The sequence below is a fragment of the Paenibacillus brasilensis genome (assembly GCF_009363115.1).
Taxonomy (GTDB): Bacteria; Bacillota; Bacilli; order Paenibacillales; family Paenibacillaceae; genus Paenibacillus; species Paenibacillus brasilensis.
Genome location: NZ_CP045298.1, coordinates 2,413,639 through 2,428,047, shown reverse-complemented (window position 1 = coordinate 2,428,047; position 14,409 = coordinate 2,413,639). Strand labels below are relative to the sequence as shown.

General features: G+C 44.0%; 19 protein-coding genes and 1 riboswitch. Of the genes, 9 read left to right on the top strand and 10 right to left on the bottom strand.

The genetic code is table 11. The annotated features are described in order from the left end of the window. Positions 1-151: 151 nt before the first annotated feature. Positions 152-1,141, top strand: a complete 990-nt coding sequence (locus GCU48_RS11375) for a quinone oxidoreductase family protein (protein WP_025719926.1) — start codon at positions 152-154, stop codon at positions 1,139-1,141. A gap of 77 nt (positions 1,142-1,218) precedes the next feature. On the opposite strand, the gene GCU48_RS11370 is transcribed toward GCU48_RS11375, so the two are convergent. Both GCU48_RS11370 and GCU48_RS11365 read right to left on the bottom strand, forming a co-directional pair. Then, positions 1,219-1,551 carry an integrase core domain-containing protein gene (locus GCU48_RS11370; protein WP_341874660.1) on the bottom strand — a complete coding sequence of 111 codons (333 nt, stop codon included), beginning with the start codon at positions 1,549-1,551 and terminating at the stop codon, positions 1,219-1,221. 258 nt (positions 1,552-1,809) lie between these two features. Further along, positions 1,810-2,316: a PTS sugar transporter subunit IIA gene (locus GCU48_RS11365; RefSeq protein WP_152380073.1), complete on the bottom strand. Its 507-nt coding sequence runs from the start codon at positions 2,314-2,316 to the stop codon at positions 1,810-1,812. A gap of 346 nt (positions 2,317-2,662) precedes the next feature. Between GCU48_RS11365 and GCU48_RS11360 the strand changes: the two genes are divergently transcribed. Further along, positions 2,663-3,022, top strand: coding sequence for a winged helix-turn-helix transcriptional regulator (locus GCU48_RS11360; protein ID WP_152380072.1), 360 nt, complete (start codon positions 2,663-2,665; stop codon positions 3,020-3,022). Between the two features lie 402 nt (positions 3,023-3,424). On the opposite strand, the gene GCU48_RS11355 is transcribed toward GCU48_RS11360, so the two are convergent. From GCU48_RS11355 to GCU48_RS11345, 4 genes are all read right to left on the bottom strand, one after another. Further along, positions 3,425-3,820, bottom strand: coding sequence for a hypothetical protein (locus GCU48_RS11355; RefSeq protein ID WP_152380071.1), 396 nt, complete (start codon positions 3,818-3,820; stop codon positions 3,425-3,427). Between the two features lie 359 nt (positions 3,821-4,179). Continuing rightward, positions 4,180-4,311 (bottom strand): YhjD family protein, encoded by a 132-nt coding sequence (locus GCU48_RS29490; protein ID WP_482812019.1) that lies wholly within the window; start codon positions 4,309-4,311, stop codon positions 4,180-4,182. 149 nt (positions 4,312-4,460) lie between these two features. Continuing rightward, positions 4,461-4,745 (bottom strand): hypothetical protein, encoded by a 285-nt coding sequence (locus GCU48_RS11350; protein WP_152380070.1) that lies wholly within the window; start codon positions 4,743-4,745, stop codon positions 4,461-4,463. 2 nt (positions 4,746-4,747) lie between these two features. Next, entirely contained in the window at positions 4,748-5,044 is a 297-nt protein-coding gene (locus GCU48_RS11345) for a DUF2089 family protein (RefSeq protein ID WP_152380069.1), read from the bottom strand. Between the two features lie 191 nt (positions 5,045-5,235). On the opposite strand from GCU48_RS11345, the gene GCU48_RS26890 reads away from it, so the two are divergent. Then, a complete protein-coding gene (locus GCU48_RS26890; RefSeq protein ID WP_167518679.1) occupies positions 5,236-5,409 on the top strand; it encodes a hypothetical protein in 174 nt (57 codons plus the stop codon). 346 nt (positions 5,410-5,755) lie between these two features. Here GCU48_RS26890 and GCU48_RS11340 read toward each other — a convergent pair whose 3' ends face one another. Both GCU48_RS11340 and GCU48_RS11335 read right to left on the bottom strand, forming a co-directional pair. Then, positions 5,756-6,307, bottom strand: a complete 552-nt coding sequence (locus tag GCU48_RS11340; protein WP_152380068.1) for an NAD(P)H-dependent oxidoreductase — start codon at positions 6,305-6,307, stop codon at positions 5,756-5,758. A 242-nt stretch (positions 6,308-6,549) separates the two neighbouring features. Then, on the bottom strand, positions 6,550-7,056 hold the full coding sequence (locus GCU48_RS11335; RefSeq protein ID WP_152380067.1) for a YwhD family protein: 507 nt from the start codon (positions 7,054-7,056) through the stop codon (positions 6,550-6,552). Positions 7,057-7,181: 125 nt separating this feature from the next. Between GCU48_RS11335 and GCU48_RS11330 the strand changes: the two genes are divergently transcribed. The 4 genes from GCU48_RS11330 (at position 7,182) to GCU48_RS11315 (ending at position 11,737) form a co-directional block, all read left to right on the top strand. Continuing rightward, on the top strand, positions 7,182-9,200 hold the full coding sequence (locus GCU48_RS11330; protein WP_152380066.1) for a M1 family metallopeptidase: 2,019 nt from the start codon (positions 7,182-7,184) through the stop codon (positions 9,198-9,200). An 11-nt stretch (positions 9,201-9,211) separates the two neighbouring features. Then, entirely contained in the window at positions 9,212-10,039 is an 828-nt protein-coding gene (locus tag GCU48_RS11325) for a hypothetical protein (RefSeq protein ID WP_152380065.1), read from the top strand. A gap of 244 nt (positions 10,040-10,283) precedes the next feature. After that, positions 10,284-10,421: riboswitch (cyclic di-AMP (ydaO/yuaA leader) on the top strand. Between the two features lie 5 nt (positions 10,422-10,426). Then, complete coding sequence (locus tag GCU48_RS11320) at positions 10,427-10,927, top strand: C40 family peptidase (RefSeq protein ID WP_025720958.1); 501 nt, start codon at positions 10,427-10,429, stop codon at positions 10,925-10,927. Between the two features lie 303 nt (positions 10,928-11,230). Then, the gene (locus tag GCU48_RS11315; RefSeq protein WP_025720956.1) at positions 11,231-11,737 is read left to right on the top strand and encodes a GNAT family N-acetyltransferase; all 507 of its coding nucleotides are present in this window, start codon (positions 11,231-11,233) and stop codon (positions 11,735-11,737) included. A 77-nt stretch (positions 11,738-11,814) separates the two neighbouring features. Here the strand turns inward: GCU48_RS11315 and GCU48_RS11310 are convergent, their stop codons facing one another. Both GCU48_RS11310 and GCU48_RS11305 read right to left on the bottom strand, forming a co-directional pair. Further along, complete coding sequence (locus GCU48_RS11310; RefSeq protein WP_152380064.1) at positions 11,815-12,114, bottom strand: 4a-hydroxytetrahydrobiopterin dehydratase; 300 nt, start codon at positions 12,112-12,114, stop codon at positions 11,815-11,817. A gap of 114 nt (positions 12,115-12,228) precedes the next feature. Then, on the bottom strand, positions 12,229-12,522 hold the full coding sequence (locus tag GCU48_RS11305) for a hypothetical protein (protein WP_152382142.1): 294 nt from the start codon (positions 12,520-12,522) through the stop codon (positions 12,229-12,231). A 187-nt stretch (positions 12,523-12,709) separates the two neighbouring features. Between GCU48_RS11305 and motA the strand changes: the two genes are divergently transcribed. Further along, complete coding sequence (gene motA, locus GCU48_RS11300; RefSeq protein WP_025720951.1) at positions 12,710-13,504, top strand: flagellar motor stator protein MotA; 795 nt, start codon at positions 12,710-12,712, stop codon at positions 13,502-13,504. Then, positions 13,497-14,324: a flagellar motor protein MotB gene (gene motB / locus GCU48_RS11295; RefSeq protein WP_152380063.1), complete on the top strand. Its 828-nt coding sequence runs from the start codon at positions 13,497-13,499 to the stop codon at positions 14,322-14,324. Before motA ends, motB begins: the two co-directional genes overlap by 8 nt. Positions 14,325-14,409 lie beyond the last annotated feature (85 nt).

Below are 14,409 nucleotides of genomic sequence, written 5' to 3'. Positions count from 1 at the left end.
CCCTTCATGCTTAAATTTCATTAAGGCCATTATTATATTGCATTAGTCGCATTGTTGCAATTCATGTATATTGTTTTTACAGCAATTTATTAAGAAGTATTTATCTTTAAATTGTTTAAGTACAAAACTGAGATGAAGGCAGGTTATTAAAATGAAAGCTATTCATATTGAAAAGTCAGGTGGAAGTGAAGTATTGCAGGTTAAAGAATTTCCCGATTTACAGCCTGATAAAGGGGAAATGATTATTGATGTTGCATACGCAGGAGTAGGGCTGGTTGATGTATTAATGCGTAATGGCGATTACCCCATGATTCCTTTTCCTATGATTCCAGGGATAGAAGTATCTGGCTTTGTACGTTCGATTGGTGATGGAGTCGTAGGTTTTAAAGTTGGTGAACCAGTGGTATCCATGACGATGTTAGATCTTGGTGGATATGCAACACAAGCAAGGGTTAGACCGCATTTAACAATATCTCTTGAACAATTCGGGGATTCCGTAGGACTAGAAAAATCCGTTGCTTCTATTATTAACCTAACAACTGCATATATGGCTATCCAACATGTGAGTAAATTACAAAAGGGCGAGACAATCCTGATCCATTCTGCAACTGGAGGATTAGGTAGTTTTCTTGGGCAAATCGCAAAAAAACTTGGTGCCAAAAAGGTACTAGGCACTGTAGGCAGTTTAGATAAAGTAAATTTAGCCAGTAGTTTAGGATATGATGAGTTATTTATAAGAGAGGACTTTGTAAGTGAGACAAAACGTGTCACTGAAGGACAAGGGATTGATATCATTATTGACCCAGTTGGTGGGGAAACACGTAAACAAAGCTTGGAACTTTTAAAACCCCTAGGCAAATTAATTTTTATAGGCAATTCCAGTGGTGATGAATATTTATATCCAACCAATAATGATTCAATGTTGAAAAACCATATTATCATAGGATTTGGACTAGGCCCTTATGCTGTACATGCTCCTAATGAGGTAGCAAAGGCAGCACGAGAAGCTTTACAAATGATTGCAAATAACGAAATAAAGGTGGACATATCTGGGATATATCCATTGGAACAAGCAGCACAAGCCCATTTAGATTTGGAAAGTAGAAAAACGACTGGAAAATTGCTATTAAAATCGTCATGACCGGCTAGACCCCCTAAAACTGGAGTCCTGCCCACCAAAAATAACACGAGGGCACAATTACTTGTTTTTTCGAGTGATTACATCGCTTTATGGAACTTGGATGAATCTTCTAATGTACGAACCCATGCCGAGAACTTGGTCGGCGGCATTAACTTTAAGCTGCCATGCATCTTGCGATTGTTATAGAAGTCCATATAGGCTTCGAGTGCTTCATAGGCCTCCTCAAGCGTCGTAAAGGATCTTATACGGAACAAATCACGCTCCAGGAGGCTGTGGAACGACTCAATGTAAGCATTCATATTCGGCGTCCGTGGTGGAATTCGTTCATGGATCACATCCAGGCACTCACACATGTCACCAAATAGGATACTGACAAATTGTGGACCGTTATCGGTACGGATGACAGGCATAGTATCACCTGATTGTATACGGCTCTGTAAAGCGTAACAAAGCGTCTGAACCGCGTGCTTAGCCTCACATGTGGTTCCTTTATATTGGCCGACCACAACACGGTCAAACACATCAATTATGCTAAGGACGAAAAGAAGCGTTCCTGTCCAATCACATAGCGTGAAATAAGAGATAAGGCGTAGTCGAACACTATCTCCCTATCTCTCTTTCCCGAACCGGACTTGCGCCTCTCAGCGCATCCGGCTCTCCATTTTCTACTAGGCCTTCAAATGGACTCTCAATACAGGCGCATCTGGAGAAACAGACGAACCTTCTAATATTTCTACATGACTAATCATTTCTTGCCCGTCTGGGACAATTACCGGAGTAATTACCGGCAATCCATTCTGTTGAATAGCATCCAGATCAAACTCCATCAATAATTGCCCCGCTTTAACGTTATCTCCTGCCTGGACGTGAGGGTTAAATCCCTGTCCTTTGAGGGAGACTGTATTAATCCCGACATGTATCAATATTTGTACACCGGATTCATGTTCAATGATCAGGGCGTGCTTGCTTTTCTCCATCACATGAACGACTTTCCCCGTAAAAGGAGCCGTAACCCTGCCTTCAGACGGATGAATAGCGATACCTTCTCCCATAGCCTTTGTAGAGAACGCAGGATCTGGAACCTCTTCAAGGGAAACCACTTGTCCTTTAATTGGCGCTACCATGTCGAATTCTTCAATACGAGGGGCCGCTTTCTTTTTGAACCATTTAAACATAACGATGCCACCTTATCTACAGAATATATTCATAAACAGTGAATAGGACTTAACTACACGCTTTAGGAACCGGTTCCACAAAGAATTAAATAAAAACCGGATTGGAACCGATTTCTATCTGAATTATAGTGAATGCCTTTCCAAGATGTCAAGACGGTATCAGTCAAACAACCGCTATTTTTACAATTAACTGTCTAATCGTCGCAAAATAACCCGGCTAAGATAACGCCTAAGGCAAGCGGCTTCTAGCGATCTTACTTTACACCCTTTCATTAAAACTGCATAATGATCCATTGTAGAGTATGCATATTTGCATCGTATACTTACCTAAAGGAGAGTGTAATTTATGCGCGAAACCTGTGTTCCGTCTGGCGTGGTCTTAAAAGACACTGGCTTTGGATATACGTTGTCCTTAATAGGCGGTAAATATAAAATGATCATTATATATTGGCTTTCTGAAAATAAGATTATGCGGCATAACGAGCTGAAACGAAGTATCGGTACTATTTCCTTCAAAACACTAAGCATCATGTTAAAAGAGCTAGAGGCAGATGGCCTTATCATACGCAAGGAATTCCCCCAAATACCTCCAAAAGTTGAATATTCATTATCTGAACGCGGTCTTTCGCTCATCCCATTGTTAAATATGATGTGTGAGTGGGGAGAGAAAAACGGTTTGCCAGCTCTGGAGGGAGGACGGCGATAGGCATTCCTGTTTTGTTTAAATCAAAAGAAGTATCTCCACAACAGGGAAATACTTCTTTTTTAGAATAAGCAGCTGAAGGAGCAACTGGTCATCAAACGATTTACCAATTTGGTTCTGACTCTCTCCTACACGTCATAGCATAGACCAATGGATTTGAAAAAAGGAAATGAAAAAAGACGCTTCCGGATATACCAGAAACGTCTTTCTTCATTTTCTTTACAGATTAATATGAACCAACAAGGTAAGGAGTTCCCCTGTTATTTCTTAAATCATTCTCCCAAATGAACTCGTACGCCTGTTGTTTAGTTACTCCAGCCATGCCGTAGGTAATAGTCCCGCATGCTTGTAATCGAAGTCCACCATTATATAAATCATGATGAATTTCTTTTGCCTTTGTCGAACCTACATCAACGCTTGCATAACCACAGTAGTGTGCTCTACACGGCCCTCAATTTTGGCATATCCAAACATATATGAATAAGACTTTTCCATAGACCAGCCACGATTTCCTGCGGCTGTTTCAACCTTTGAGGTATAAGTAATGGTGCTGCCATCATCAAATGTAAGAACTAAAGGTTTATCTGGATATACATAGATGCGTCCTTCTTTACGTCCTTCAGTAGAATTCAGACTAAATTTTGCTTGCAACTCATTCAACTTTTGCTTTTCTAATTCGGCATTGAATGCATCCGGAATTTTGGTGTTGTCACTACTTGCATGAGTGGTAGGTACGGAGAAACCAACAATTAAGCAAAAGACAAAAAACAGACTTGTAACAGCCTTTAGCACGTTTTTCACATCCATCAACCCCCAATTTTTTAGTATTCTTTCGTCACTCAAAGCAGGATATTACCACAGTTTTTAATGCAGGTGTTTACTATTGTCGTCGCTTTGGTGATATACGATAGACTTTTCAAAAGAAGATGATCCATCGGCAACATATAGAATGATGAAGTTTGATCACTTCGCTCCTGGTAGAGTACATAGAAACGTAAAAAAGAGCGATTTCCATCGCTCTGTAACATCCATTTATGTATTCAGTTGATTTTCCTGTCCGAAGCTCCCTGAACAAAGGGGATCCGGACGAACTCTTTGAGTCTGGACAAATCCCCCATCTTTGAATAAGCTTCAGACAATTGATCGAGCTACACATATTGCTAAGGCCTTTGTATTTCGCTGATATCTACCTCTAAATATGCTGCCAGCCGCACTTCTGTATCTGATTTGGCCTTGCCCCATAATAATCTTGCATCATGTACATACCCTCGGCAAAGATATTTGGCCGTAATACAATTTCCAGCTCATGTTGTTCCGGAACCTTGTAGACTTCACCTAAAAGGTGCTCCTCTCTTTGTTGTTCCGACAAACACCACTCTACCAAAGATTCGGAGCCCTTTTCATGTTTTCAGAGAATCGAGCTTTCAAAATTCAGGATAAACTATTTTAAGTCGTGAGTTTTTATCTTATCCAATTCTTTTTTTCTCTTCTGGTTAAGGGACTTTCTTCCTGCACTCCATTCTACAATAAGGAAAAGCAACCCTAATAGTAGATAAAGGATAAAACCAAGAGTGCTATTGATACGATTAGTAGCAAACATCCATATTGAAAAAACAATATAGGCTACTGGTATAACCGCCCCCCAATAAACGTTGTTCCTGGTTGAAAGAAAGTATTGAACTGCTAATATCCCGGCTATAACCAAAACTCTGTATAAATCATCCATTATTATTCTTTCCTTTCTTGTTTATATTTTTCAATGATCAGTTTTGCATCTTCTAAACTTATGCGATCATCAATCGTTAAGTTTTTGATGAATTTGATGAAATCCTCATTATCTATAGCGTCATTGATTTTTATTTTCTCGATTAATCTATCAAGCTTAATCCTTACTGTTGGATATGACACTTCATACACTCTTGCGATTTCTTTCAAAGAGCCTGAATTGAGAACTAAATTTTTCATGAATTCTAAGTCCTCGTTTTCCAAGGATAATATCCAGTTAGGCACATTTTTTATATCCATGCATGTTTCACCTCCTTATTCATTAATATAGTAACACATCGTTTTAATTAATTCAAACAAAAACTAAATTATATTTAATGCAAAACGTAAATTATATTTATTTATATATGTGCAGAAATTAAAATATCTTTTATTTATTTTTTTATTTAAGAGATTATAATAAACATTTAATACAAAAGAGGTGATTGATTATGGATTTTCGAAATCCACCTAATCAGTACGACCCTGAAGCACATAAAAGAAAACATGAAGAGCAAGAGCAGGAATACTTATCAGGAAGATTCAGTTTTTTATGTAATGCAGTAAACTTGCTTATTGTAGTTGGTATTTTTGCGGTCATTATTTTACTCATCAAATTTTTCTAGTCCAAGCAATCCATTTCTAACCAAACCCCATACGTCACTCTTCTTTAGATATATGGTTTTGATCCCATAAGCATGATGCCGCCTTAGGGCCAGTAGCATAAGCCAGCTTCCCGCTCTTTCCCTGGTCTACTTTTCTGCTCACCGATTGGGAAGCCAGCCTGCTTGCTACAGTACCCAGGCTGGTTAAAACCAGCCTTCAGGTTTAAACCGGCTCATGAAAAAAGGGTGCTCCTGGATTCCTCCCAGAAACACCCCTGCTTCTCTATCAAATTGCTTCTATCTTCTATCCTGGTTTAATTCATGAAACAAACATAGCGACCCCTTATAGTTTTTAATAAAGCTATTTTTACAGGTTGTCAATAAATTTCAAATAATCTCGTGCGTTTTTTTCCAATTCGCTTTCGAAAGCATCAGGGTCATTTTCGCCGGTCTCATTTTCTGCACCATAAAACGCAAAGAACGAACGATAATCTGCATTGCAATATAGGAAGGTTGTTTCAAAAGGAGATAATAAGTGCTCAAGTGTATAGCGATATCTTCCCTCTTCACTATAATCTTCTTTTTTAATTCCGGCAGATACAGCTAAAGCAACTTTACGATTCTTTAATTTGTCTCCTCCATTTGAACCATAAGCCCAGCCATAAGCAAAAACATCGTCAAGCCATTTTTTAAGGAGAGGCGGACTATTAAACCAATAAACAGGGAACTGTAAAATAAGATTACTATGTGATTCAATGAAGTGCTGCTCTTTTTCCGCATCAATGTTCCCGTCAGGGTAAACTTTATGCAATTCGTGTACAGTATACTTTTCTGGATATTTCTTGAGTTCTTCTACCCATCGCTTATTTATGACAGAGGTTTCTATGCTTGGGTGTGTTACGATAACAAGAGTTTTCAAAGACTTTTCCTCCTTAAGTATTAATATTTTCTGATTATAAAGTGCGCACTACAAATATGTAAGTATGCACTTTTAATACAGGTACTTACACAAAGGTTAGTGTCAAGTCAGTCATAATATATTCTTCTAAGCCATCATCCCGATCCTACGGGTAGGATGAAAGCTATCACTTATTGCATTAAAAAAAGCAGCCGACAGAAGCGGCTGCTTTTTACAATACTTTTACAGTGTTAACGCTTTTCTTACCCTTCCAGCGCCTGCTTCAATTCCTCAGGCGAAGCGTCCCACCATTCCTCGTTATGGGAAATCAGCAGGCTTTTGAGTGCTGCTTTATCCTCGCTGCCGAGATCCTCCAGCATGAAACGACGCTTGAGCGCGTAGTCCATACGGTTGACGTGATCGGCGAGAATCTTCCAACCGCGTTTGGCCTCGTCGTCAATCAGCATCTCGCAAGCTGTCGCGCCGCCATACATACGTCCTTCGGGCGTGCGGTCCACGGCTACCCATACCAGCCATACCTGGCGTCCGTTCGGTACGTCCTCTTTATTCGTAGAGAACTTGATCCCACGCTCCACTTTACTTTTGGCATGCATGGCACCAATATCAATTTTCGCTTCTCCCCGGTCAATGATGACCGGGGACATGCTGTTCAGATCAATTGAGCCTGCACCGAATCCCTTATGTTTACTCTTGCCACTGACAATGTTCAGTGCAATCTGTTTTTTCCCGTCCAGCTGATTTTCACTCATGCGTCATTAGGCCTCCATTTTCCGTCTTCACACTCTATTCTACACTACAAATATTTTAAATAATAATCTCCCGAAAGCAAACATATACATGCTGTAGATGCTTGTCAACGGGAGGTATCCATTGTATGACCCCAGCACGCCCCAAAATCGTTTTATTGTCCACACTAGCCCTTGGTCTCCTCGCAGGGACGTTATGGTTTGCCTGGCAGCCGGAACCGCAATTGCAATCCGATCCGTCACCCATAGGCCAACCATCATACGGCTCCCAGTCTGAGTCTGCGCTTGCACCGGATATGGGCAAGCCTCTAGAGGCAAACATCCTGCCCGATCTGCCCAAGAATCCTCCACAGCCTGCTTCAGAAATCCTCAGCAAAAGGGTGGTAGAGTATCACATTGATGTGTCTTTGGAAGAAGGACAGGTGTTGCGAGGTACAGAGACGCTTACCTGGAAGCATCCGGGGAAGAAGACCGTAAACGATCTGTATCTTCATCTATACCCAAATGCCTTTTCTTCCATGGAAACCACCTTTATGAAGGAGTCCGGGGGCAAGCTGCGCGGAGACACCATGCCCAAGGACGGCTTCGGCTCTATGACGCTGACTGAGCTAAAGACAGAAGACGGCTTATCCCTTATTCACCGCGCCCAATACGTACAACCGGATGACGGCAACGCAAACGACCGCTCGCTCATGAAGGTACGTTTGCCCAAGCCGGTACGCGGTGGCGAAGAAATCACACTATATATGAAGTTTGAGGTAAAGCTGCCTGCCATCTTCGCACGAATGGGGGCGACAGATGATTTTGTGATGGCAGGACAGTGGTTTCCCAAGCTCAGCGTTTACGAAACTGCAGGGCAGCGCGGACGGGCCGAGGAGGGCTGGAATCTCCATCAGTATCATGGTAACTCCGAGTTTTATGCCGATTTTGGAATTTACAGCATACGGATTCGAGTCCCTGAAACGTACATCGTAGCCGCAACTGGTTTCCCCACTCGTGGAGCAGTCCGACAGAATGGACAAAAAATATATCAATTCTATGCCGATGACGTGCACGATTTTGCCTGGGCCGCTTCACCCAACTTTGTAACAGTAGAAGAACCCTTTTCTTCTACGGAAGTCCCTGGTGTAAAAATCAAGCTGTACCTCGACCCGGCGCACAAGGAACTCAAGGGACGTTATATGAGCGCAGCCAAGGCCGCCCTTTCGTATTACAGCAAATGGTACGGGCCTTATCCATATTCCACTCTGTCCATCGTGGTTCCGCCCAAAACAGGCAGTGGCGCTGGCGGTATGGAATATCCGACACTGATCACAGCCGCCGCTGCGGATAACCTGAACCCCGGCTATAACCTGGAGCGGACATTAGTTCACGAAATTGGACATCAATATTTCTATGGGATGGTAGCTAATAACGAGTTTGAGGAGCCGTGGCTGGATGAAGGCTTCACCTCTTATGCAGAGGAACGACTCATGGAGCAGGAATATGGGCTCACCCCCAACTTGCCGTTACAAGCGGGCCAGATAGCGTCTCCACAGCCGCTTAATCGCGAATCATGGAAGTATGGCTCCTCAGCTGCGTACGGGCAAAATGCCTATTCTCGAGGAAAGCTGGTATTACGTGGCATTGAGCGCCAGGTTGGAATAAAAAAAATGGATCGCATTATGCGCACCTACGTTCAGACGTACCGATTTAAACATCCGTCATCTCAGGATTTTCAACATATCGTTGAGAGAGTCACCGGGCGCTCATGGAGCCACTATTTTGAACAATATGTATATGACGGTCAAATGGCGGACTTTTCGGTGGACCGCATCACGAACCACAAGCTAAAGAAAGGATATGAAGCGGTCGTAACACTGAGCAAAAAAGGTGCGGACTATCCCAAGATCCCTATTCAGTTTACCTTCAAGGATGGGACAACGATATTCAAGGCCTGGGACGGCGCGGGTAAAAGCACAACTTATCGGCTCAAAAGCTCCTCTCCCGTTTCATATGTAACCATTGACCCGCTCTATACTATTGCGCTGGAGAACAAGCATATCAACAATAACCTGAAGGCCGAGCTGAACGAAAAGCAACAAACTCGTTGGAGCGTAAGTGTAACCAAGCTGTTGGAGACACTGCTTGGAAGTCTGTCATGGTGAGGTGTCTATAGATGCGGACGGTTATAAAGGAAGGCTGGGCGCTTGTGCGCATACAATTTTATATTGTCATTATTCTGTTTCTGTATCGGCTGCTGTGGGGAGTATTCCTCTACCGGCTGGTGCAATCCGCCGTTATCCCGCTGCTGCTGCGTTATCCCGATCAGGGGCACAACGAGTTGGGCCAGACCTTGTTCTGGATGGAGAGCCAGATTGCCCTGATGGACAACCGGGAAGTGCATATCTACTTGTGGGTACTGCTGGGGGCGACGGTGCTGCGTATGCTGATCACTCCCTTCATTAGAGCCGGGATATACCAAAGTCTGCATACCCATGCAACCGAGCCGCAAAGCCTGTCCTTCTTCCGTGGGATGAAACGCCATGGCTTATCATCGCTGCTTTATTACATCATCGAGCTGGGACTATTGCTTCTGCCCGCATTCTGGCTGGTACCGAGACTCTATCCTATTGTAGCAGGAGCACTGCAATCTCCCTCTTACCTGTTGCAGATGCTGCCCTACGCCATCGGATGGATTGCCTACGGCTGGTTCATCCGGCAGTGCATCCTGTACATGCAGCTGGGCACCGTCGGGGGTCACGCTATACTCTCGTCCCTGCTTACCTTTTTTCGCCAGATCCTCCCGGCTGTTGGCATATCACTTCTGCTGGGCGCTGGTGTGCTGCTTGTCTTCGCTCTATTCGGCACCGTGGCGCTGATTTGGACGGGGATACTGGCACTTATTCTCCAGCAATCGTATCATTTTGTTACCAGTCTGGTCAGGCTGTGGCACATCAGCTCGCAATACCGGCTGTGGCATTCCGATATTTCCGGCAGAGGCTGAGCTCTGTTGACAAACTACTTCTTATCCCTGTGCAAACGGCACCTAACTGAATACTTTTAACAAAATCTGTTCCTGAGGTATCAGGAGCAGATTTTTTTGTAGCTTTTTGTGATGAAACATTTGCCAAAACCAGCCGACTTTGTTACAATAATCGCAGTGAACTGATAGTAACAACTTTGTAATCTTTATTGTAACTTTTATCTCAAAAGCTCGTTATCGTGAATACTGCTCTCCAAGGTGCACATCATAAGTTAAGCCTAATTCCTGGCACCTAGGAAGCGGGGGAACCAGTTTGGGTGAATTGATCTCGCAACAGAGTGGTCATAGGGGAACCTTCTACCGAATCCTTAAGCTAACCTCGCAGGCATTGGAAGGGGTATATTTTTTTTGAAGAAGAAGCTAACGATCGCAGCTATGGGTCTTGCCATTGCCTTTACATCTTTTACATTCGGCGGAGGCAGTGCATACGCAGACTCTAAGATGGACCAGATCATCCAGGATGCCAAAGGAACAAGCTACAGAAGCGGAGGCACTACACTCGAAGGGTTCGATTGCTCCGGCTTCACAATGTATGTATTTAACAAACTGGGAATTAAATTGCCGCATCAATCTGGATCACAATTCAAAATGGGATCTTCCGTATCCCCCGATGAAATGAGACCTGGGGATCTGGTGTTCTTTAACACCACAGGGAGAGGCATTTCCCATGTAGGTATCTTCGTAGGTGAAGGGAAATTTGCCCACTCCTCGTCTTCACGTGGTGTAGTAGTTAGCTCACTGAACGAAAATTATTACGCTAACCGTTTTGTCGGTGCAAAAAGAATTATGAGCACAGACGATTACCACGCCGTAGCTTCTGAAATTCCTGATGACGATAACGTAGAATAACTGACGCACAGCAAGCTAACCTTAGCCGCAATTTGATTCTGGCCGGAATCGAATTGCGGTTTTTTATGTCCCCAACATCAGCAAATGGTATTATTACTGACGAAATGACACCTCAAAAGGTTTCAATTTTGGCGAACATCGTCGGTTTTACCGTCATGAGGGGAAGCATATGAACAGCAATACCTTCTTACTGAATGTATACCCGACTTGGAGAAAAAATAAACACGCTTGCCATTCCTTTGTAGCTTGTCTACAATCTGTTGTTAATAATTTAAGCACCTGTAAAAGGAGGATGTCTAATATATGCCTGCCTCAATATCAAACTTCCGGGTCGTACCGATGGACGAGCATCAGGCGGCTGCGATCTGTGAATGGCGCTATGATCCACCCTACAATATCTACGGCTGGCTACCCTGGGAACAAATGAAGGCGCTGGAAGTCGAATTTGGAAATCCCACACTTCGGCAAGAGCAATATGTTGCCGTACTGGATGAGGAGAGCAAGCTGACGGGATTTGCGCAATATTTCCCGATGGTTGGTGTAACCCGGCTGGGTCTTGGAATGCATCCCGACAGATGCGGACAAGGCAGAGGCTCCGATTTTGTCCGAGCGATTGCTGAGGAAGCCAGACGGCGCAATCCGCAGAACGAAATTGATCTGGAGGTGCTCACCTGGAATGGGCGCGCCATCCGGGCCTATAAGGCAGCCGGGTTTAAGATTACAGATACCTATGAACGACAGACTCCCGATGGCAAAAAGCCGTTTCATTGTATGGTATATCATCCCGACCACCAGAGCCGGGTTCTATGATAAAAGCGCCTTCGGCATACAACTCTCTGTTGTATAGCGAAGGCGCCTTTATCATCATACAGCAGATCATTACACACTTAATGACTGCTGCGCATTTTCTCAAAAGCTTCATTATATTGTTGGGCTTCCTTAATATCCACGGCCATAATACCGCCATCATCCCATGAGGTCAAACGTAAAGTCACGGTCTTGTAATCAATCGTAATAAAAGGATGATGATTGAATGCCTCAGATATAGCGGCAACTTCATCTACAAATGCAATCCCTTTCATAAAACTGGAAAAATTATATTTTCGAACGATCCAACGTCCTTCCTCCAGCTCCCAGCCCTCCAGTTTCTTCAGATGTGCTTCAATCTCTTCTTGTGTAAAAGGCATGTTACGACTCCTCTCCATTTATACGGAAGCCTTTCAGCCGCTTGTACGGCTAAAACTACGATATAGTGGTGTACATATTACCACGGCCCCGCTGATAAATCCATAAGACGGCCCTCAAATTAAAGGGACCGACGTTAGCTCCTCTTCTCCAATGAGAACATAAATCCGATGCTGCTCTGACTCATAGATCACAACGCCGCTGCCTACAGTAATTACAGGCTCTGTGCCCAGTGCATAAAACAGATCCTCCGCCAACGCCTCGTTGACCTCCTGACGTCCCACCGGGTCCAGCCTGTCCCAGTCCTCTGCTTCCATTTCGAAAAATTCATAGCTGTCTGGAATGCGGCCTACAGCCTCTGTCAATTCGTTCAAAATTTGTTCATACTCCCGCCCATGCTTCACTCCCATGCCTTTTCCTCCAATTCTTCCGCCATTCATTACATAGTCACCTTATTATACCGGAAATTCACACTTAACAAAAAAGAGAGTTTTGTCGATAAATACTATAATCCGTCTTGTAATGACGCGCTTGGGGCATGGACGACCCCGGCGGCATGAAAGGATTCAAAATCTATTCTCATGGATGAGGTGTATCATGCAAATTTCAACCATTATTGGACTTGTGCTCGGGATTGTGTCACTGGTCGTCGGGATGATCCTAAAGGGCGCGCCAGTCGTCAACTTGGTCAACAATCCCGCTGCTTACATGATTATTTTTGTCGGAACGTCAGCGAGTATATTCATGGCTTTTCCGATGGAAGAACTTAAACGGGTACCTAAGCTGTTTAAAATTATTTTCACCCAGCAGAAACTGCTGGATCGCAAGGAGCTCATCAGCACGTTTACCGATTGGGCATCGATTACCCGTCGTGAAGGTCTGCTCGCGCTGGAATCCAAGGTCGAAGAGATCGACGATCCCTTTATGCGTACAGGTATGCGTATGATCATTGATGGTAATGATCAGGAATTCGTACGCGATGTGCTAATGGAAGACATTAACGCTACCGAAGACAGACATCGCGCCGGCGCGCTGATTTTCTCCCAAGCCGGGATGTACGCTCCTACTCTGGGGGTACTCGGTGCGGTCGTAGGTCTGATTGCGGCCTTGGCCGACCTTAGTAACATGGAAAAACTGTCTCACGCCATCGCTGCAGCCTTTATTGCAACGTTGCTTGGTATTTTTACCGGTTATGTCCTTTGGCATCCGATGTCAAATAAACTGAAACGACTTTCCAAAAAAGAGGTTGAATTGAAGCTGATGATGGTCGAAGGCTTGCTTTCGATTCAATCGGGCATCTCGACTATTGCCATAAGCCAAAAGCTGGCGATCTTCTTAACTCCTACCGAACGCGCTAGTATGGCCCAGAAGGATGGCGACTCCAGTGAGTAAAAAAAGACATGAACCGCATGAAGAACATGCAGACGAAAGCTGGCTGTTGCCATATTCCGACTTGATGACCCTTCTGCTCGCATTATTCATCGTCTTATTCGGTATGAGCTCGCTTGATGCCAAAAAATTCGAAACGATGGCTCAATCCTTGACTGCAGCCTTTAACGGTGGTACCGGCATACTGGATCAATCGGCTGCTAACCCGTCGTCACAATCGATGGATATGGGGAAAAATAAAGAACAGGTAACCCAACCCGTAAAATCTAAAGCTACTTCTACTTCTGAATTGCAAAAACAGCTTGCCCAGCGGGAAGAAGAAGATTTGAAAAAGCTTAAAAAGCAAATGGATCAATACATTCAAAATAACGGCCTGACTACTCTGCTGAATACCAAACTGAACCAATCTCAGCTGATGATCACAATTAGCGATAATGCTTTGTTTGCATCAGGACAGGCCGAAGTAAAGCCGGAGGCGAGAAAGCTGGCTAAGTCCATTTCCGGCATGCTGCAGCAATTTCCTGGCTATGATGTTATCGTATCGGGTCATACAGATAATGTGCCCATCTCCAACAGCCAGTTTCCGTCCAACTTTGACTTGAGCGCCAAGCGCTCACTCAATTTCTTGCGGATATTGCTGCTCAATCAGCAGCTTGATCCAACCAAGTTTGTATCTATCGGTTATGGCGAGTATCGTCCAATAGCCAGCAATCAAGATGGACAAGGACGCGCTAAAAACCGCCGTGTTGAGATTTCCGTTCTCCGCAAATATCAGAACGGTACACAAGTTATTAGCCCTACCTCAAGTGCGAGTGAAGGTTGATCATGCATATGTTATATGAGCAAAGGCACCGCCGCATTTTAAATGCAGCTGGTGCCTTTTGGTTTAGCGATTCCTGTAGCTGCCC